The organism is Mycobacterium sp. 852013-50091_SCH5140682 (genome assembly GCF_001665685.1).
Taxonomy (GTDB): domain Bacteria; phylum Actinomycetota; class Actinomycetes; order Mycobacteriales; family Mycobacteriaceae; genus Mycobacterium.
On record NZ_LZTB01000035.1, the window covers coordinates 67,373 to 86,190 of the forward strand.

The 18,818-nt window shown below is 62.2% G+C and carries 16 protein-coding genes and 1 pseudogene; 5 read left to right on the forward strand and 12 right to left on the reverse strand.

From position 1 onward, the window contains the following. The first annotated feature begins 173 nt into the window (after window positions 1–173). Window positions 174–299, forward strand: coding sequence for a hypothetical protein (locus tag A5784_RS39610; RefSeq protein ID WP_286159419.1), 126 nt, complete (start codon window positions 174–176; stop codon window positions 297–299). A gap of 109 nt (window positions 300–408) precedes the next feature. Further along, window positions 409–693: pseudogene (locus tag A5784_RS39810) on the forward strand (NAD-dependent epimerase/dehydratase family protein); the annotation flags it as partial. A 327-nt stretch (window positions 694–1,020) separates the two neighbouring features. Here the strand turns inward: A5784_RS39810 and A5784_RS11190 are convergent. From A5784_RS11190 to A5784_RS11230, 8 genes are all read right to left on the reverse strand, one after another. After that, window positions 1,021–1,923 carry an SDR family NAD(P)-dependent oxidoreductase gene (locus A5784_RS11190; RefSeq protein WP_197514700.1) on the reverse strand — a complete coding sequence of 301 codons (903 nt, stop codon included), beginning with the start codon at window positions 1,921–1,923 and terminating at the stop codon, window positions 1,021–1,023. A 45-nt stretch (window positions 1,924–1,968) separates the two neighbouring features. Next, the gene (locus A5784_RS11195) at window positions 1,969–2,877 is read right to left on the reverse strand and encodes a LysR family transcriptional regulator (protein ID WP_029371501.1); all 909 of its coding nucleotides are present in this window, start codon (window positions 2,875–2,877) and stop codon (window positions 1,969–1,971) included. 314 nt (window positions 2,878–3,191) lie between these two features. Further along, window positions 3,192–3,683: a TIGR03618 family F420-dependent PPOX class oxidoreductase gene (locus A5784_RS11200; protein ID WP_082944766.1), complete on the reverse strand. Its 492-nt coding sequence runs from the start codon at window positions 3,681–3,683 to the stop codon at window positions 3,192–3,194. Window positions 3,684–3,946: 263 nt separating this feature from the next. Further along, on the reverse strand, window positions 3,947–5,293 hold the full coding sequence (locus A5784_RS11205) for a metal-dependent hydrolase family protein (RefSeq protein WP_082944767.1): 1,347 nt from the start codon (window positions 5,291–5,293) through the stop codon (window positions 3,947–3,949). Window positions 5,294–5,322: 29 nt separating this feature from the next. After that, on the reverse strand, window positions 5,323–6,762 hold the full coding sequence (gene lpdA, locus A5784_RS11215) for a dihydrolipoyl dehydrogenase (protein WP_064944977.1): 1,440 nt from the start codon (window positions 6,760–6,762) through the stop codon (window positions 5,323–5,325). Further along, window positions 6,763–8,100, reverse strand: coding sequence for a dihydrolipoamide acetyltransferase family protein (locus A5784_RS11220; protein WP_064944978.1), 1,338 nt, complete (start codon window positions 8,098–8,100; stop codon window positions 6,763–6,765). It abuts the gene before it with no gap. Then, window positions 8,097–9,059 carry an alpha-ketoacid dehydrogenase subunit beta gene (locus tag A5784_RS11225; protein ID WP_286159420.1) on the reverse strand — a complete coding sequence of 321 codons (963 nt, stop codon included), beginning with the start codon at window positions 9,057–9,059 and terminating at the stop codon, window positions 8,097–8,099. Before A5784_RS11225 ends, A5784_RS11220 begins: the two co-directional genes overlap by 4 nt. An 11-nt stretch (window positions 9,060–9,070) precedes the next feature. After that, window positions 9,071–10,060 carry a thiamine pyrophosphate-dependent enzyme gene (locus A5784_RS11230; RefSeq protein ID WP_197514701.1) on the reverse strand — a complete coding sequence of 330 codons (990 nt, stop codon included), beginning with the start codon at window positions 10,058–10,060 and terminating at the stop codon, window positions 9,071–9,073. A 925-nt stretch (window positions 10,061–10,985) separates the two neighbouring features. On the opposite strand from A5784_RS11230, the gene A5784_RS11235 reads away from it, so the two are divergent. Both A5784_RS11235 and A5784_RS37490 read left to right on the forward strand, forming a co-directional pair. After that, the gene (locus A5784_RS11235) at window positions 10,986–11,480 is read left to right on the forward strand and encodes a 2,4'-dihydroxyacetophenone dioxygenase family protein (protein WP_029371512.1); all 495 of its coding nucleotides are present in this window, start codon (window positions 10,986–10,988) and stop codon (window positions 11,478–11,480) included. A 21-nt stretch (window positions 11,481–11,501) separates the two neighbouring features. Then, window positions 11,502–12,449, forward strand: coding sequence for a LysR family transcriptional regulator (locus A5784_RS37490; RefSeq protein WP_082944769.1), 948 nt, complete (start codon window positions 11,502–11,504; stop codon window positions 12,447–12,449). A gap of 360 nt (window positions 12,450–12,809) precedes the next feature. Here A5784_RS37490 and A5784_RS11245 read toward each other — a convergent pair whose 3' ends face one another. After that, the gene (locus A5784_RS11245; RefSeq protein ID WP_082944770.1) at window positions 12,810–13,517 is read right to left on the reverse strand and encodes an alpha/beta fold hydrolase; all 708 of its coding nucleotides are present in this window, start codon (window positions 13,515–13,517) and stop codon (window positions 12,810–12,812) included. A 1,342-nt stretch (window positions 13,518–14,859) separates the two neighbouring features. Here A5784_RS11245 and A5784_RS37495 point away from each other — a divergent pair. After that, entirely contained in the window at window positions 14,860–14,952 is a 93-nt protein-coding gene (locus A5784_RS37495) for an SDR family oxidoreductase (protein WP_286159421.1), read from the forward strand. 56 nt (window positions 14,953–15,008) lie between these two features. Here A5784_RS37495 and A5784_RS11250 read toward each other — a convergent pair whose 3' ends face one another. The 3 genes from A5784_RS11250 to A5784_RS11260 are packed head-to-tail and all read right to left on the reverse strand — an operon-like array spanning window position 15,009 to window position 18,751. Further along, entirely contained in the window at window positions 15,009–16,184 is a 1,176-nt protein-coding gene (locus A5784_RS11250) for a sugar ABC transporter permease (protein WP_064944981.1), read from the reverse strand. A gap of 1 nt (window position 16,185) precedes the next feature. Next, entirely contained in the window at window positions 16,186–17,712 is a 1,527-nt protein-coding gene (locus A5784_RS11255; RefSeq protein ID WP_064944982.1) for a sugar ABC transporter ATP-binding protein, read from the reverse strand. Next, on the reverse strand, window positions 17,705–18,751 hold the full coding sequence (locus A5784_RS11260; RefSeq protein ID WP_064944983.1) for a sugar ABC transporter substrate-binding protein: 1,047 nt from the start codon (window positions 18,749–18,751) through the stop codon (window positions 17,705–17,707). The genes A5784_RS11255 and A5784_RS11260 overlap by 8 nt, the downstream gene beginning before the upstream one ends. Window positions 18,752–18,818 lie beyond the last annotated feature (67 nt).

An 18,818-nucleotide genomic window follows, 5' to 3' on the forward strand; every position in this document is an offset into this window, starting at 1 on the left:
GGCATCAGGACGAAGAGCCTCTACGGACTCAGCGTATCGGTGGAAGCTCTTAGGCACTATCGGCTGGCTCCCGCGCTCTTGGTTACAATTCGAGGCGGTCGGTTGCGGATCGGCTACTTCCTAACGATTTCGGCACCTCCTCGCCCCGCCAGGTATCGGCAAACAGCGGAGGGTTGACGCGACGCGTGATATACAGCGTCGTCAACCTGTCCAAGTCATGGGCGAACGAGTTCGGCACCAAGGGCATTCGCGGCAACATCGTCATCGTCTCTCCGGGGCCGACCCGCACCGCCCGATGAGACAGGGACGGCGGGTTCACTGACAGTCTGGCTGCCGAGTACGGCCTCGACCGCGAAGCCGCCATCAAACACTTCGCCACCGAGGTGCGCAAGCTCCCGGTCGGGCACATTGGGGCCCAGAAGACGTCGCCGCAATCGTGTTCCTGGCATCCGATCTCGCCAGGCAGGTCACCGGTTCACGCTGTCTGACAATGACTCTCATACCCTCGTCGTCGGCGCTCTCGGAGTGATCGGGCGCGACGTCGTCGACCACCTCAACGACCGGGACCGACCCGTGCTCGGCGTGGGCCGCCGCACACCCGCAGCGGATCAGCAGACGCGCTCAGCCCGCGTGACAACTGACATCGCCGACCCAGACAGCATCATCGACCAGCTCCGCGATGTCACGCACCTGGTATTCGCCGCCTGCCAGGAACACGCCACTCTGGCCGACAGGGTCGCACCCAAGATGGCGCTGCTGCCCCTGCACCCTCGACGCGCCGCGCCGAGCCAACGCACCACTGCGCGACGTCACCCTTCGCAGTTGCACTCGCTGAGGAGCTCTTGCCCAGTGCGGAGCACAACCTTGCCCGCGACAACCCTAGCCGTTGCTACTGCGCCAGACGCTCACAGCCGCACAACAAGCGATCGGGCAACCGAGCCCCAAACGCCCCTCACCCCGCTAGGGGGTGGGGCAATTTTGCGGCAGCGGGCCAGTTTTCAGGAACCGTTGACGCCCGCTTCACCAACCTCCGTAAGCCATCCATCCGCCGTCCACTGCGATTGTCGTCCCTGTGATGTACGAAGCAGCAGGCGAGACCAAGAAGCTGACGACCGTGGCGACCTCTTCGGCGCTGGCCAGGCGGCCCAATGGTGTGCGTCGCTCGATGTCGCTCGTGGTAAATCCGCCGGCCGCCATAGTGTGTTCGACGAATGGTGTTGCGACATAGGCCGGACTGACCGCAATGACTCGAATATTCCTAGCGGCCCAGTCTACCGCCAGGGCCTTCGTGAGTCCCTCCAGACCATGTTTGGCGGTGACGTATGCCGCGCGGCCAGGTATTGCAATCGATCCGGCCACAGAGGAGACATTCACGATCGTCCCGCCTCGTTGGATCATGGCGCGCGCAGCCGCCTGGGCGCAGAACAACGGCCCTGTTAAGTTGGTTGCAAGGACCTCTGCCCACTCGGGAGCGGTGATGTCTTCCGCGTGCTTGACTAGCGATATTCCCGCGTTGTTTACGAGCGTGTCCAGTCGCCCGAACGCGTTGAGGGCGGCTTCCACCAGCTGCTGCCCGGCCGCCGGCAGACCGACGTCGGCCCCGATCCCGATCGCAGTGCCACCCGCATCATTGATTTCAGCCGCAACTCGCTCGGCATTCCGCGAATCTCGCGAATTGACAACCACTTTCACGCCCCGAGAGGCCAGCTCGCCTGCTATGGCTCGACCGATCCCTGAGCTGGATCCCGTGACAATAGCCACCGATCCCTGCAACGCATCGGTGGCACCAGATGACGAGTTCACAGTAGGCCTTTCCAGCGGATGGCGGCGTTGCATACCGTCGCTTTCCGAATCGGTAGGGGGTTCGAGTCGCACGCGTTCGAACGTTCGTCCGACGATGTTGCCGCCGGGACCCAGGATCAACTTCGTAGTCGAGTGTCCGTGCATCCGAAACTCGGATCGACGCGCTCACCGCATGTCAATCGTGGACGGTGGCACGGGTGCGGAGAGGATCGTAGCCCGCAGAGCCTTCGCCGCAGGTGATCCTCCCAAACCTGGGGCGTAGAACACCGCAACCTCGCGGTAGAGGCAAGGTTCGACGTTGACCACAGATACACCGTCGGTTCTTACAGTCTCCAACGCGAGTTGATTGGTGAAACCCAGAGCCAAGCCAGCGCGCACCAACCCAACCAGTCCTTGCGGCTGATCCGAAAGGAACCTTATTCGCGGTTCAACCCCGTGTCCATTCAACAGTCGGATCGCTTCGGTATCGTGCATGTGCTGGCCCGCAAGGACCAGCTGCTGCTCAGCGAGCTCAGCGAGCTGCACAGAGCGGCGTCCTGAGAACGCATGCCCCACCGGAACGACCAACCGCATTGGCTCCCGCCAGAGCGGTTCGCTCTCGAATCCGTGTGCGCTGCGCGGAGCAGGTAGGAGGGGTCTGATGGCGACGAGGGCTGGGCCTCGATCAAGTGTGGCATCGATGCCGAGGACGGCTTGTTCGAGCAGCTCGACGCGGACTCCCGGGTACTCCGAGGAGAACCGTGTGAGGACGCCGGGCACGAATGACGCGCTAGCGCTGGGATATGTCACTAGCGCCACATCGCCGCGGACGAGCCCTTGCACCGATGCCATCGCGTTTCGGCCGGACTCCAGTTCCTCGAGCATGGCGCGCGCGTGAGGAACAAACGCTTCGCCAGCTGGGGTGAGGCGCACGGGACGATGATCGCGGTCGAACAGCTGCGTGGAAAGGTACTGCTCCAATGACGCGATATAACTCGAAATCCGGCCCTGCGATCGGTACAGCTGCGTCGCTGCGGAGGTGAATGCTCCGTGGTCGACGACGGCCAGAAACGCTATCAGCCAGTCGATTTGCACCTTTGTATACTCCACGCTCTAGGGCCGTGACTGTCAAGGACCTCCATTATTGAGCGGCGCTCACTTTTGCATCCTGAATGCCATACGCCCGCCGAACCCCTCCTGCCTTTTCAACACAACTCTGGCGCCGTCTGGCACCACCTCTTTCCCTGTCGCAGCACAGAACCCAACCCTGGAGAACAGGCTGCCTCATCATGTCGCGGAGGATACGCCCCACCGCTCAGAAGCAGTCTCGTCGGGCCGACCGGGCCGACCCGGGGAGATGCTTTAACGGCAACGCATTTGTCCACCGCGATAACCTTGGTGCATCACCTCTAGCCCATCACAACGACCCGGTCAGGCCGGATGTAGTACAAGCGCCTAACCTCACCCCGATCGTCCCGATTCGGGTAGACATCCACACCGAGGTAGAGGGCAGCGGCCCTGTTGATCGTTTCGGTGGCAAGGTGACCACTCTCTACGTCGTCCTCGTCGACCACACGGACCACCTGTCCCTGCAGACTGACCCAAACAAACGGGTCCTTGGGATCTACGATAAGGAATGAGACGTGTGGGCGCGCTGCGAGGTTGCGAGCTTTGTGTCGCCCGCGGGCGGTGTTGAACAGCAGGTGTTCACCGTCATCCATGAGCCACACCGGGGTGAGTTGAACACTGCCGCTTGCGTTGACAGTGGACATGGCCGCGGTGTAAGCGCCACGCAGCAGTCTGAGATGGGAGTCTGGCAGGTCGGCGATGCCACCAGCGCGCCGGTCCCCAATCTCCTGTTGATTCTCTTCACCTACCGGGATGATCTTTCCAATTTCCATTATTGTCCTCAATTCTTACGGGCCTGCACCGGCATCTTCGGGCTCATTTCTGCAAGCCTCGGCGAAGGATTAATTGCTGTCCGGCATCGGCTCTGACCGAGTGCGCCGTCGATGTCTTGCGCGACAAAAGTCGCCGCCGCTTTCTGCTCGACCGAAGGCACACTCGCCGCGTTCGCGGCACCGCCTGTTGCACGGCCCCGGTAGCTGATCGCTCTCGGCCTTGGCTTCGGCGGCCGCACGCAGGGCCGGGAAATCGATGGAAGTCACTGGTTCGTGGAGAGAATTTCTTCTTTCTCGGGCAACGTGAGCCCAGGTTTGGCTCCGAGGTCATAGCGGGGCCCGGTGGGCAACGTGTTGTGGAAAATCCGGCCGCCTTTAATCACGGTTTTGATTCGGTTGAGATCTTGCAAGATCGTGATATCGCTGAGTGGATCCCCTTCCACCACGACCACATCTGCGAATTTTCCAGGCTCAAGGGTGCCCACCCGACCGGATAAGCCCATCATTTCGCCCGCGTCACGTGTTGCGGCCGATAAGGCTTCTCGAGGGGAGTATCCGAACATTTCCACGAAGTTTTGCAGGTCATGGGCGTACGTGCCGTGCGGCGTCCAGGCCAAGCCGAAGTCGCCGCCGGGGAGAACTTTGACTCCGGCCTTACGCATCTTGGCGACGCTGGCAATGGTCTCGACCATCTCATCCTTGTAGCCCAGCCCGTCGAGTACGTCGGGGGTGAACCCGAATTCTGCGCCGTTCTTGTAGAGGCCCACCTGCCAGTGGATGGCCGGGGTCACGAAGATGCGGTGGCGTTCACGTTTGAGCAGATCAAGGGCCTCATCATCGAGGTAGTTGGCGTGACCGATGACGTCGAAACCAGCGGTCAGCGCCATCTTGACCGCGTCGGCCGAACGCGCGTGGCACAGCATCCGGAGGTTGCGACGATGGCCCTCGTCTGCCGCGGCGCTGGCCTCCTCTTGGGTGTAGGACAGTTCGCCCGGGAGGGTGCCCTCGGTCATGCCTTCGCCGTCGAGGTAGACCTTGACCGTGTCCGCGCCGCTCTTGCGCACCTTCCGGATGATCTTGCGAACCTCCCAAGGATTGTCGGCTAGGAGGGCCAGTCCATCCATACCCAGCTTGAGGTGATCGGGGTTCCAGTCCACCATCCCACCTGTCCCCATCACGTCGCGTCCGCAGGCTGCGTAGCGAGGGCCTGGTGCTTGTCCGCCGTCGATCGCGTTGCGTACGGCGACGTCGACAGCGTGGAGTGAGCCGAAGCTGAACGCGGACGTGTACCCGCAACGCAGCATCGTACGGGCGTTCTCGACCGCATAAATTGTCGTTGCTTCCGGAGTGCAGTTCATGTCCAGGTCCGCCAGGCTGACCGCGTTGAAATAGGACAAGTGACTGTGCGCCTCGGTCATGCCTGGCATTACGAAACGCCCACCCAGGTCGAAGCGTGGAACCTCATCGCCAACATCATCGAAGCCATCCATGTGGCCGACGCGACGGATCTCATCGCCTTCGATCCAAACTGCGCCGTCCGGAATCACCTCCTCGTCGGTGCCGATGAAGATGCGCCCGTGGGTGAGCAACATCGATTCTGGATTTAGCATGGGTGGCTCCTGACTTCTCAAACGGGTTTTTATACAACGGGTTTGATGGTTTGGACTGTCGCTCTTCGACCGCTTCGGGCTGGGTGGTGCAATCCATAGCCGGCCGCGGATCGGGCCGCTTCCTGGACCTGTTCAGCGACAGTCGGATGTACGTGGATGATGTCGGAGAGGTCGGCGGCAGTCGCACCCATCTCAATGGCCACGACTCCTTCCGCGATTATTTCGCTGGCTTGCGGCCCAACTATGTGCAGGCCGAGAACCACACCGGTGTCCTTATCGGTGACCAATTGCACGACGCCGTTAGCCGCGCCGAGAGTCAATGCCCGCCCGTTGCTGGCGATCGGTACGGTCACCACCTCCGCTCCTTCGCGCTGCGCGTCGGCCGCGGTAAGACCGACGGTTGCAATCTCGGGGTCCGAGAACACGACTGCGGGTATCGCCGCTGGATGGAACACTGTTCGGTCGCCACACAGAGCCGAAACCGCCACGAGCGCTTCGGCATAGCCCTTGTGCGCGAGTGCTGGACCTGGCGTGACGTCACCGACCGCCGCGACGTGATTTCGAATCAGACGGTTCGGACCAACGTTGAGCAGTCCATCTGAACGTACTGGCACTCCCAGGCGATGCAATCCGAGCTCATCAGTATTGGGACGGCGTCCGACCGCGAGGACAACCTGGTCGGCCTCGACATCGATTTCCCCTGAATTGCCTACGACTTTCAAAATTCCATTGGCGTGTCCGACAACCTGCGATTCTGTGAGAACGGTGACGCCAAGATCGGTCAAACGCCGCACGACAGGCCGGACAAGCGCCGCGTCCAAGCCAGGTAGCACTCGGTCCGATGCCTCAACGAGTGTGACGCTGGCGCCGAGCTTGGCCAGCGCGGTGCCCAGCTCCACCCCGATGTAGCCCGCGCCGATCACGGCCAATGTGGCGGGAACATGGTCCAAATTCAGTGCACTGGTGCTGTCCAGCACTGTCACATGATCGACTGCGAGCTCAGGCACTTGTGCGGGACGGGATCCTGTGGCGATGACAACGTCATTGAACTCCACGAACCGCGCGTGCCCGTCAGAAGTGCGGATGACCGCCTGATCGGGCCGTGTGAAGCGAACCTCGCCGGCGCTTACGTCCACGTTGGCCGCCTTCATCAGACCCGTGACGCCGTCGGCGAGAGCGGTGATGATCTCGTTCTTGTGCTGCCGGAAAGCGGCGAGGTCGACGCGTGCGACTTTCCGCATTGCTGGATGCCCAGCCGCACTGTGTGCAAGATGAGCAAGCTCGATTAGCGCCTTCGACGGGATACAACCGCGACGCAAGCACACACCGCCGAGCCCGTTGACGCCGTCTCGATCGACGAGCATCACGCCTCTGCCCCGACCGCCGGCATGCAAGGCGGCCGCATAGCCGGCAGGACCGCCACCAACGACAAGGAGGTCCACAGGTTCTGCAATTTCTCCGACTACCATTCAGCGCTCCCCGAGCAGCAGCAGCGGGTTGCGAACCAGTTTTTCTATGGTGTTGACGAAAGCACCAAGGTCAGCACCGTCGATGACACGGTGGTCGGCGGCGACAGCAACTGGCAAAATGGGGCGCACGTTGGGCACTCCGTTCTCGGCCACAACCGCGTCCCTGGCTCTGCCGAAACCAGCGATGGCGACCTGCGGAGGCGCGATGAGCGGTGTACCGAGCCAAGCACCGAAGCTACCGAAATTGCTGATTGTGAAAGTGGCTCCCCTCGTCTCGTCTGGCCGCAGAACACGGTCACGGCCGGCTGAGACAAGCCGGTTCAGCTCCTGCGACAGCCCAGCGATCGAGTACTGTGACGCAGCTTTTACAACGGGAACCAGTAACCCATCCTGTGTTGCCGTTGCGATTCCGATGTCGGGCTGGGCGAAAAGTGTCAGTTCCTCGGCGTGCGAGTCATAGTTGGCATTGAAGGTTGGATGTTCACGCAGCGCCGCAAGAACGATGCACACCAGCAAGGGCAGCAGGCTCATCTTGTCCCCTGGCGCTGCTAACCCCTGCAGGGCGGAACGCGCAGCGATCAGCGCAGCGGCGTCTATTTCTCGGTAGTCGGTGATGTGAGGAACCGAAAGAGTTGCCGTCATCGCCCGCGCGATCTGCCGTCGAAGGCCGCGCAAGGGTCGTTTCTCGACAACGCCGCGAGATGCCTCACCGCTGATCGCCGTGGGACGAGCAGGGTCGTAGGCGCCCTGCGCATTTCGCTGATCTTGCGTTGATCGACGGTGGATCGCTGCTCTGACGTCTCCAACTTCGATACGGCCGTTGGGTCCACTTCCCATGAGGCCTGCCAGGTCGACCCCTTGCTCGATGGCGAACTTTCTCGTACTGGGCGCCGCCAACGCGCGTCGGTTCCGCGTGTCAACGCCGGGGTGCGATGGCGATTTCTGGCTGCCGGAGGGGGCGGACGGCGGATCGCCGCTTGGGAGTTGCGCGATGGAGTCGTCGGTGAGCCCTGACGACGCACTCGCCGCCCCCAAGGCGGCACCAGCAGGTCCTACGTTCATCAACGATGGGTAGCCGACCGTACTGGCCGACTCCGATCCGATCTCATAGTCAAACAGGGTGTCTCCGACGGCCACGACGTCACCAGGTTCATGGGGTCGGCTCATGAGCCGACCCGCCGTCGGCGCTGGCAATTCGACCTGAGCCTTCGCCGTCTCCACAATCACGACCGGCTGATCTGCTTCAACGGTGTCCCCGACGGCGACAAGCCACTCAATGATCTCGGCCTCGGCCAAACCCTCGCCGACATCGGGCAATTTGAACGCGACGAGTGTCATGCCTTCACCGTTGCCCGGATGGCATCCACAACTCGTCCAACGCTGGGTATATATAGGTCTTCGATGCGCCCGGGCGGGTAGGGAGTGTCAGGCGACGCGACGCGGGCGACCGGTGCCTCCAGTGAGTAGAAGGCTCCCTCAGTCACCGTTGCGACTATCTCAGCGCCGAAACCTGCGGTGAGCGGAGCCTCGTGTACGACAACGCACCGACCGGTCGAGGAGACCGCGGCCACCAGGCCTGCCTCGTCTAACGGGACCAGCGTTCGCAAGTCCACTACCGCCGCCGAAATACCCTCCTCCGCCACGAGATCGGCCGCCTTCTCCGCGATGTGCACGGCGGCGCTCCAGGCCACGATCGTCACGTCGTCGCCTTCCCGAGCCATGCGAAGCCGACCAAACGGCACTCGTGCTTCACCTTCGGGAACTTCACCGCTCACGAGGCGATAGCCGCGAAGCGGCTCGCAGAACAACACCGGGTCCGGTGACCGGACCGCCGTTTGCAGCAGACCTTTGGCGTCGGCCGACGTGGCTGGCATCACCACCGACAGTCCAGGACTCTGGACGAACTGTGCTTCTAACGCTTCGGAATGCAGCTCTGGAGTCCGGACGCCGCCGCCGAAAGGTGCACGGATGACCACCGGCATAGGAAGTCGCCCCTGGGAGCGATATCGCATCCGAGCAAGCTGTGAACCGATCTGATGAAACGCCTGGTGACTGAATCCGAGGAATTGAAGTTCTGCGATCGGCACGAACCCCGCGACTGCGAGACCTATAGCTGCTCCTACGATCGCCGCCTCCGCCAGCGGCATGTCGACGACCCGGTCAGGGCCGAACTCATCCAGCAACCCGTCAGTAGCGCGGAAGACGCCTCCCAAATGCCCGATGTCTTGACCGAGAATCATTGTGCGTGGATCGCGCTCCAGCTCGCCGCGGAGGGCTTCGTTGATGGCCTGCACCATGTTTCGTCGGCTCATTGCGCGCCCTCCTGCGCAAGCAACGCATCCCGCTGCAGGCGCAACCGCGACCACGGTTCAGCTGTGACATGCTCGAACAGATGGTCCACGCCAGGAGCTTCGACGCTCTCCATCAGTTGTATGGCTGCGTCGATACGTTCGTTGATGCGCACTCGCACATCTGCTTCACGTTCGTCGTCCCACAGCTGGCGTGCTTGCAGGTAGGCCAGCGCCCGCTCAATAGGATCGCGCTCAAGCCAGGAAGCGACTTCCTCGGCGCTGCGGTAGCGCGTTGAGTCATCGGCGGTGTTGTGGTCACCGATGCGGTAGGTCACCGATTCGACCAGCGATGGACCATCACCAGCGCGCGCACGAGCGACAGCGTGGGATACCACCTCATGGACAGCGAGTAGATCGTTGCCGTCAACGACGATTCCGGGCATTCCGTAGCCCGGGGCGCGCGCCGCGAGGTTTGCCGCCGCGGATTGCCGCGAACGTGGCGTCGATATCGCCCACCCATTATTCTGCAGGAAGAACACGACAGGCGCGCGCAAAGTCCCCGCCAGATTGCAGGCCTCGTGAGAATCACCCTCAGACGAGGCTCCGTCGCCGAAAAACACCAAGACGACCCCGTCACTTCCCTTCCGCTGCAGGCCCCATGCAAGACCGACGGCTTGCGGCAACTGCGCCGCGAGCCCGATCTGCATAGGCATCACGTTGGTGCCTTCGGGCGCTGCGTTTCCCCGCGGATCGCCAAGGTGGGTGAGCATGAAGTTCTCAAGAGGAAGACCCTGCCGCAGCAGCGCCGGCAACTCTCGGTACTGCGGCACCACCCAATCTCGGACCGGATCTAGAGCAAACGCAGCGCCCACCACGGATGCTTCCTGCCCATGCACCGGCGAGAACGTCCCGAAGCGGCCCTGACGCTGCAGACTAAACGCCTTCTCGTCGAAGGCTCGGGAGAACTTCATGTACTCCAACGCCTCCTGCAGTTCAACGGGCGACATCGAGGTGTCGACAGCGGACAGGTCACTGCAGGCGGCAAGCAACGACCACGGCTCGGCAGTGCCGACTGCGGCCGGAAACTGCGGAGATAGCTGGGGCATTGTGACCTTTCCGAGAATCATCCATCGCTGAACGAGCAATGCCAGGATGCTGAAGCGTCGCTCTATGTGACGAGGGCAGCTGATCGCGTCATGGCTCAGAACCGTTCAGCTGGTTCGACGTTCCTTCGAGGGTGCCGCCAAACCTCGACTACATCGCTTCCAGCGTGATGGCTATCACTTGTGTGTCGAACTAGTGTTGCCCTCGCCCACCCTTCGGTCAATCGCACATTTGCTAACAGGGTTATCCGAAAAATGGATACAGCAGAACGCTTAGGGAGCCACTAGACGCGGAGCGCCAGAGCGGCGAAGAGCTCACCCCACCTGTTCTAAGCCCTAACGCCCCCGGACCCGCCCAGCGGCAAGTTCACCTTCTTAGACATACGGATTCAGATCACCCCGCCAGTGGGACACCGGACACGGCCGAACTTCATCGATTTACCACAGGTGCCAGATTCGACCGCTTTGACACTTCCCTTCGCGCCAATCAGCCTGTCTACCAGCGCACTTGACGTGGCTGTCGCCGGGACGGGACGGTAGATGAGCAGATTATACCGAAAACGGATGACCTGCATCGCGATTCGACTGGTTTACCTGCGCGCCTACCGGACCTATCGTTCATCTCGTGAAGGCGATGCCCGCACCCGAGCCGAGCCCGATTCCCGCTTAGGCCTTGTGTCTTCGGCACTGGGCCAAAGCGACGGTCGCCATGCTGTTCAGCGAAGTCGTTTGCTCTGTTGGACCCGCGCGTTCTACGGGCCCGACCGCAGCGACACTTTCCCCTGCCCACAACAGCTTTCACACAAACCCAACGACAAAGGAGAAACCTGTGAGTGCCACCGTTCCCGTGTCCCTCGACATCCCGCTGGAGATCGCAGTCGATGCGATGCCAGACGACGACCGCGTGTGGGTACCTCAGTCGCCCGGCGTATTCTTCCGACCATTGTTCCTCAACACGATCACCGGTCAGTGGTGCAATCTGTTGAAAGTCACCAAAACCGGGGTCGTCTCACGGCATCGCCATCCTGGGATCGTGGTCGGCTACGTGCTTGAAGGCGAGTGGAAGTACGACGAGCACGATTGGGTCGCACGCAAAGGAGGGTTCGTCTACGAGCCACCCGGCGAGATCCACACCCTGCGCGTACCCGAACACTGCACCGGCGAGATGATCACGTTCTTCAACGTCACCGGGGCACTGGTCTACCTAGACGACCAAGATCGTCAAGTGGGCTACGAGGACGTATTCACCAAGCTAGAGATGTGCCGGCGTCACTACGAGCAAAACGGCTTGGGAGCCGACTATGTGGAGCAGTTCCGCCGCTGACGCCACAGGCAGGAGAGCTGCATGCTTAACGACCGGCTCGCGGGTCTAAAGGTCGATCGGCTTCGCACGTTCGACGCGGTCGTTCGGCATGGCAGCTTCTCCGCTGCGGCAGAGGCTCTATTCCTTCCACAGCCTCGGGTGAGCCAGCACATCGCCGATCTTGAGCGGTTGTTCGGTGTTCAGCTCTTCGATCGCTCGCGACATCCGGTCATGCTTACGGACAACGGTCGCCGCCTACACCCACACGTCCAAGCGGTACTCGATGAGTTGACGGCCGCTCAGCGCAATCTTCCCAATGCGGGCGGCCTTCTTGGCGGCACCGTTGTCGTCGGAATGTACCCGTCGGCAGCCGCGCACTGCTACGCAGAAGTGGTGCGCCACTTGAAACAGACCCAGCCCGGTGTCGAGGTGCTGCTCTGGGAGGGAGCCACCCTTGAGCTCGACGCAGCGCTGGTGGCAGGGGACATCGATCTCGCCATCCGGCCGAGCCTGCCGACACCAGAACATGTCGATCGGCTTGGATGTGAAATGCTATGGAGTGAGCCGCTCGTCGCTGTATTCTCGGTCGACGATTCTCCGCCGCCCCGGAGCGGGATTGCCCTGACTGACCTTAAAGATCGCACACTCATCACCGTCGGGGAAGCCCACGGCCCCAGTACCCGAATTGCTGGTTTGGATGGCACGGCAGCGCTGGAGACTGCGGGCCTCTTAGGGGCCGTAGCGTATCGCACGAACCAGCCGCAGACGCTGGTGTCCATGGTCCGATCAGGTTTAGGCATCGGAATCACCAATCAGCTGGCGGCACAAACCAGTAACCACGATGGCGTGTGCATTGTTCCGCTGGTTGGTCAAGGATGCAACCGCGAGGTCGCACTGTGGTGGCGCTCGCGAGCACCGCTGTCCGCATCAGTGGCGGCGGTAGCTGAAGCATGCCAGTGCATGACTATCCCTTTGATCCCAAGGGCCTAAGCGACTGAAAAGGGAGCGGCGGCGGGCGGGATTACCCCTACCCCTAATACCGTGAACGAAGTCCCATGCTCGGCGCAACGTAGTCGGCATTGCATCGACTCCGAGGATCACGCAGATCCACAGCGATGCGGCCGCCAGCGGATTATCTAAACGGTCAGGAAACGAACACTTTTGAGTTTGACCGCTCTTGGAAGCCGCCGGTATCTGACTCCGTGTGCGCTTGCAGCCTCGCTTGAACTGGTCACTGATGGCGAGTCGGGCAACATCGTGAGCAAGCCAGGTAAGTCCGCGATTGCATGGTCGACAGCGTTGCACATCCGAGCTGCCTCACCGTTGTCGCCTGGCATAGATGCCCAACCCTCATTGCCTTAAGAAGGTGCGGAGCTCGGAGGTGACCAGCGAGGCCGCCTCTAACGCCGTCCAGTGGCCAATATCGCTGGCAATCTTCATCTTTGCCGACGGATGGACAGCAGCCAGGTCCTGGCTGACCTGAGGTGGTCCCACCTTATCCTCACTGCCGGTGATGAGGAGCAACGGAGTACTGGAGCTAATCGGGTGCGGCTCACCTGAGTTCGCGAGAGCCTCGCAGTTCCGTGCGTAGCCTTCTGCATCTTGACGCATCACGAGCTCACGGACAAATGCCGCAATCTCCGGTCTGCTTCTTCGCGTCTCAGCCGATAGTGCCTTGGCGATGATGCCTGGAGCAATCGCTGCCATTCCGCCGTTTCGTACTGTGGACGCCCGCTCGTGTTGGGCCGACCGTGCCGCATCACCGGGTTGGGCAACTGCGCCGAGCAGGACAAGACGATTGACGAGCCGCGGGTAACGGGCCGCGAGAGAGCGGGCAACCAGCGTGCCCATCGAGTGCCCTACGACGGCAACCGTGTCGTGATCGGTTGCACGGACGATGGCCGCTAGATCATCGGCGTGTGAGTCGATAGTGATGTTGTCAGATACTGGAGACCGGCCCGCTCCAGCGAGATCAACTTGGATGACGGCGTATTCCTCGGCTAGCGCCTCTGCTTGAACCTGATAGATATTCAATGTACCGCCAAGGCCGTGAATCATGAGTACTCCCGGGCCTGCACCATCAATCTCGACCGCAAGGTTTTCACTGTGACTGTCATGATGCTCTTCTGAGTAGGGGGTTGCGGCCTTGGGGCCAGTCGCGCAGTTGCGCAAGAAGTGGTGCCGGCACTGCAGCCAGATGCCGCCAAACTACAACTGCGACAACACATAAACATCCATATTATCAACCTGATTACCGATAACGCATACAGGAACCGACCGTGTCCTCATACCTTGGCGCCCATCACACCGTCAGTGGGTTCACGTCCGTGTCAGTCGCCCCTCAAGCACGTGTGAAAAGACACGCGCACAAGGGAAGGATAGCGACTAACTAACGCCCTCCGATGAAGGCGACACCTCAAGTGTCCCAGATCAGTTGAATAGTCCGCACCTTGTGCGCCAACAACACCGTCCGAAGTGCCGATCATCGACGAGCTCTTTGCATTCGGAGGAGGTACTAGCAGACCCACAACCTAAGGTTGGCGCGTCCCTCCATGTCTCACAAGCCAAAAACTGCCTCATTTAGGGAGGATCCGGCCATCGACGACGTGACCGTTGTCGGTTACCTAGGGGTGCGGAGCATCTGGATGCTAGCAAATCTGATCCTGGCACAGGCCCCGTCTAACCCTGTTCACATTCGGAGTCGCTGGTCCCGCTGCAGATCTCAACGCAGCCCTCCAGTTCAACGCAAAGCGCATCTCAGCCATGTTGCGCTTCCACAGCAAGGTCGCCATGCCGGGAGGATCTGCTCATCTATCCACCGGTGGTCCTGGGAACGAATCAACAGCAATGAACCTGAGAGCGCTTCTGCTCGGATGGGCGACGCGGTGAGCGCTTTCCGACGATCGGCTAGTCGGCGAGATGCCTGTTGAGCGCCGTAGCCACGTCGCGATAGGTCGCAACGCGGGCTGGCCTCCCACGTCCTTCCCTTGCCAGCCCAGCGGCCAATGGCGCATCGTGCTCACCGTCGGGCTCTAACAGCACATGCAGCTCGTTGTAGTGGGCCGCGACCGTTCTGGGATCGGGACCAGCATTGTGGACGACAGCAGACAGCAGCAAGATCGATCGACGCCTTAATGACGAGCGCGCGAGCTCGGCCTGCGCACCTTCCAAACCAGAGGACATTTTCATCAGTCCTCTGGCCGGGATCCTTGGGAGGCGATCGAGAACCGTGGTGGCTGATTGCTGCGAGTCAAAGGACTTCCCTAATGCAGTGGGATTCCGGTGAACTCCGTCCATCCCGGTCTGATCACCACACCGCTGACCGACGCTCAGGATCCCGCCTTCTCGGCCGAGCTCGTTCCCTGCGACTCCGTTGGGCCGCGCGGGCACGGCTGCGGAAGTGGCTGCTGCAGTGGCCTTTCTGGCCAGCAGTGAGGCCTCCTACATCACCGGCGCCGAGCTGATGGTGGACGGCGGCTTCACCGCGGCGTGAGCACACACCTACGGCCGCGGCAGATCTCTGCCGCGGCCGTAGGGCGTTTCAGATGTTCAGCCGCCAACGTTTCGGCGCGTGAGGTATCCGTCGATCCCGACGGCCAGTACCAGGATTAGGCCTTTGACCACGTTCTGGGCGTAGCTCGACACGCCGAGAAGAGACATACCGTTGTCGATCGTCGCCAACAGGAATGCGCCCAGAATGGCCCCCTGGATTGAACCGACGCCGCCGCGAAGTGAGTTGCCGCCGATGACAGCGGCCGCAATGGCCACCAGCTCCAGACTGTAACCGGAGTCCGCTGTGGAAGTGGACAACCGCGCGGTGAGCATGACGCCGGCGATCCCGTAGATCGCTCCCATAAGGATGAACCCCAACAACACGGTGCGCCCGGCACTGACACCGGCGAAGGCTGCTGCCTCCGGGTTGGACCCCACCAGGAACGCCCGTCGACCGAACTTCGCCCTGGTCATCACGATGGTTAACACGATGCCGACGGCAGCGATCCACAGCAGTGCATTCGGCAGCCCCACTTTGCCGTATGCCACCCACAGCAGCCCCGCGGCGCACAGCACACCGGCCACCGCCGGCGCCACCAGGCCGATACCGAGGGAGCGGTTCTCGCGAACCTTCGTCAACGTCACCAGGAAGCAGGCCAGTACCACCGCCACCGACAGCAGGATGCCCACCATGTTCGATAGCCGTCCCTCGGTCAGGCTCGAGAACGCGGAGGGCACCGGCCCCACTGCCACCGCGTTGGTCCACATCAGGCCGACGCCGCGCCACAGCAGCAGACCCGCGAGTGTCACCACGAAGGCGGGTACGCCGAAGCGGACCACCACCACACCTTGCAACAGTCCCATGACCACGCCGACGCACACCGAGGCCAGAATGGTCGACACGAGGTCCCAACCGGCCACTTGGCACTGTGCGGCAACGAGTCCGGTGAAGAACACCGCGCTGCCGATAGACAGGTCGATCTCTCCCATGATGATCAGGACCGCCACCCCGGAGGCGATGACGGCGATGACCGCGGTCTGGCGCAGCAGCAGGGAGGCGTTGGTGGTGGTGATGAAAAGGCCACCCGAGGCGTAGTCGAAGTACAGGATGAGGGCCAGCGCTGCTACCAGCAGCACCGTCGCCCTGGAGGTGAAGGCGCCCAGCAACCGCGCGGTGCGGGGTACCGGCGCCGGGGTGAGGGTGGTGGCGACCTTTTCCGATGATGTGGTCATGTCATGCTCCCGTGGCTGCGGATAAGAGTTCGTGTGCGCCTGCGGCGCCCGGAAATTCGCCGGTGATGCGGCCCTTGTACATCACCAGGACGCGGTCACATTCGGTCCGCACCTCGTCGACGTCACTGGAGATCAGCAGGACTCCGACGCCGAGATCCCGGGCGAACGTTCGGATCAGTCCGTAGATGTCACGTCGTGCGCCGACGTCGACTCCGATGGTCGGTTCATCGAGAATCAGCACTTTCAGGCCGTCGATCAAGCACCGCCCTAGGAGCACCTTCTGCTGGTTGCCGCCACTGAGTGCCGTCATCTGACTGTCCGCCCGCGGCGGGCGGACTCCGAGCTTGGTGATCAGGTCCTTGGCGCGGCGCCGTTCCCTGCCCTGGTCCACGAAAAGCCACCCAAGACTGTGCTGTTCGATCATTGAGGCGTTGAGGTTGGTGGCGACGTCATGGCCGCCGATGACACCCTGTGACTTGCGGTCTTCCACCAGGAGGGTGAGTCCGCGCCGGATCGCCTGCATGGTGTTGCGGGGCAGCCCGGTCACACCGGCGATCTCACACTCTCCACCGACGTGTCCGGGCCAGGCGCCGAAGATCGCCTGCCCCAGTTCGGTGCGACCGGCACCGACCAGGCCGTACAACCCGACGATCTCTCCGGGATGCACGTCCAGGCTGGCATCCACCACCCGGGGTGGGCGTACCTTGTCGTTGCTTGCCACGGTGAGGTTCCGCACTCGCAGAACAGGTTGGCCTGCCCTGGACGGCGCCCGACCGGTCTCAGCCAGTGGCTCCACCGACTCCAGTTCGGCACCGAGCATCGCCGACACCAGTTTCGAACGCACCGGCAGAGATTCGAATTCTGACACCAGTTTGCCGTTGCGTAACACGATGGTCCGCTGCGCCACCCGGTCCAGCTCGTCGAGCCGGTGCGTGATGTAGAGAATGCCGACCCCGGACTCACGCACGGCGGCCACGTGATCCAGCAGTACGGCCGACTCGGCTTCGGTCAACGCCGCGGTCGGCTCATCGAGGATCAGGACTTTCGCTGACCGGTGCAGCGCGGACGCAAGCACGATCAGACGGCGTTCCGACGGCGAGAGTGCCTGAGCTTTCGAACGCGGGTCGATGTCCAGGTCGAAGATCCGCAGCGCCTCCCGCGCCTGCTCTTCAGCAGCTCGCCGGTCATACATCCCGAAACGTCCAGGGAGTTCGGCGACGAACATGTTCTCGGCGATCGTCAGGTGCGGGACGACGTGCAGTTCCTGCGGGACCATGACGACGCCGGCGTCCTCCCCGGCGCGGACGGATCCGAATTCTGCTGCGGTGCCGCCAAGTTTGACGGTGCCCTCGTAGGTTCCATGCGGGGTCAGCCCGGCGATGATCTTCATCAGGCTGGACTTCCCTGCGCCGTTCTCGCCCAGTACCGCCAGGGCTTCCCCGGCGCGCAGGGTCAACCCGACGTCATCGAGAACGGTGCTCGGTCCATAGGTCTTCGTCAGGCCCCGGCACTCCAGCAGATCAGGCACAGTGGGCCGAGTTCGGGCCGTACACCTGCTCGACGCTTGCCCATCCGGCCGGTGCGATGGTGGTAACGAATTCGCACAGGTTGGCGGCGTCGACGTTGGTCAGTTTCATGTAATGGGTCTTGACACCATCGACGGTGTCATCGGGCTGTGGAACTTCACCGTGTGAGGCCAGCGCGTGTGCGATATCAGCCGCCGACGACGCACCGGAGTCGATGTGCGTCCACACCGTCTCGCTCTGCCGCCCGGTCGCGATATTGGCGAGACTGGGCACGCTTCCGTCGGTTCCGGTCACATAGACGTGCCTGGAGATCCCCGCCGTCTTGAGCGCCTGGGCCACACCTTGGGCGCCGTAATCCCAGGACACGATGAACGCATCGATGTTGTTGCCGTTGTCCAACAACGCGGCCTCGGCGTACCGCTGCGCCTGTGCGGAGTCCCAGGCCGGAGTCCACTGGTCGTAGACGACATTGACACCCGGCTTGTTGCGCAGCAAATCGTCATACGCCCTACCTATACCCTGAGCGACACTGGTTGACCGGTCGCCGCGGATGATCGCGTAGTTTCCCGTGGGCACTGCTGCCAGGGCCGACTCCACGTGCATCTTGCCTGCCTCGTAGTTGTTTCGTTCCACTGCGTAATCCGCCGTCGCTCCGGTGACGCCGACGTCGTAGGTGATGACTTTGACCCCCTGGCTCTGCGCCCGGGTCACCAGTGCCGCTGCCGCCGTGCTGTCCACGGGCCCCAGCACAAGGACGTCGATACCCTGCTGCAGCATGGTCTCCACATCGCTGGTCTGTTTGGAGGTGCTGTAGTTGGCGTAATTCACGATCACCTTGTCCCCGTGCTTGCCAGCCTGTTCCTCAAAGGTCTTGGCCTCAAAGCCCCAGCGGGCCTGGTTCTGGCTCGGGAAGTCGACACCGATCAGGTAGCCGCCCCCCTTACTGCCCTGCGAGGCCGGGTTCGCGCATGCAGTGGCGGAGACAGCCAGAACGGCGGCCGCCAGGACATGCAGACCGCGGGGTCGGATATTTTTGGGCACGACAAAGCCTCTCTAGGTGAGATGTGGTGTGAAAGGGATCCGACGCCCGGCGTCGGGATGTAGGGGT

Coding starts and splice junctions, on each gene's coding strand:
- A5784_RS11220 (WP_064944978.1), bottom strand. CDS start 8,100: ATGACACTCGTCGCGTTCAAATTGCCCGATGTCGGCGAGGGTTTGGCC.
- A5784_RS11250 (WP_064944981.1), bottom strand. CDS start 16,184: ATGACCACATCATCGGAAAAGGTCGCCACCACCCTCACCCCGGCGCCG.
- lpdA (WP_064944977.1), bottom strand. CDS start 6,762: ATGGTAGTCGGAGAAATTGCAGAACCTGTGGACCTCCTTGTCGTTGGT.
- A5784_RS11205 (WP_082944767.1), bottom strand. CDS start 5,293: ATGCTAAATCCAGAATCGATGTTGCTCACCCACGGGCGCATCTTCATC.
- A5784_RS11200 (WP_082944766.1), bottom strand. CDS start 3,683: ATGGAAATTGGAAAGATCATCCCGGTAGGTGAAGAGAATCAACAGGAG.
- A5784_RS11230 (WP_197514701.1), bottom strand. CDS start 10,060: ATGTCGCCCGTTGAACTGCAGGAGGCGTTGGAGTACATGAAGTTCTCC.
- A5784_RS11225 (WP_286159420.1), bottom strand. CDS start 9,059: ATGGTGCAGGCCATCAACGAAGCCCTCCGCGGCGAGCTGGAGCGCGAT.
- A5784_RS11245 (WP_082944770.1), bottom strand. CDS start 13,517: ATGATTCACGGCCTTGGCGGTACATTGAATATCTATCAGGTTCAAGCA.
- A5784_RS37490 (WP_082944769.1), top strand. CDS start 11,502: ATGCTTAACGACCGGCTCGCGGGTCTAAAGGTCGATCGGCTTCGCACG.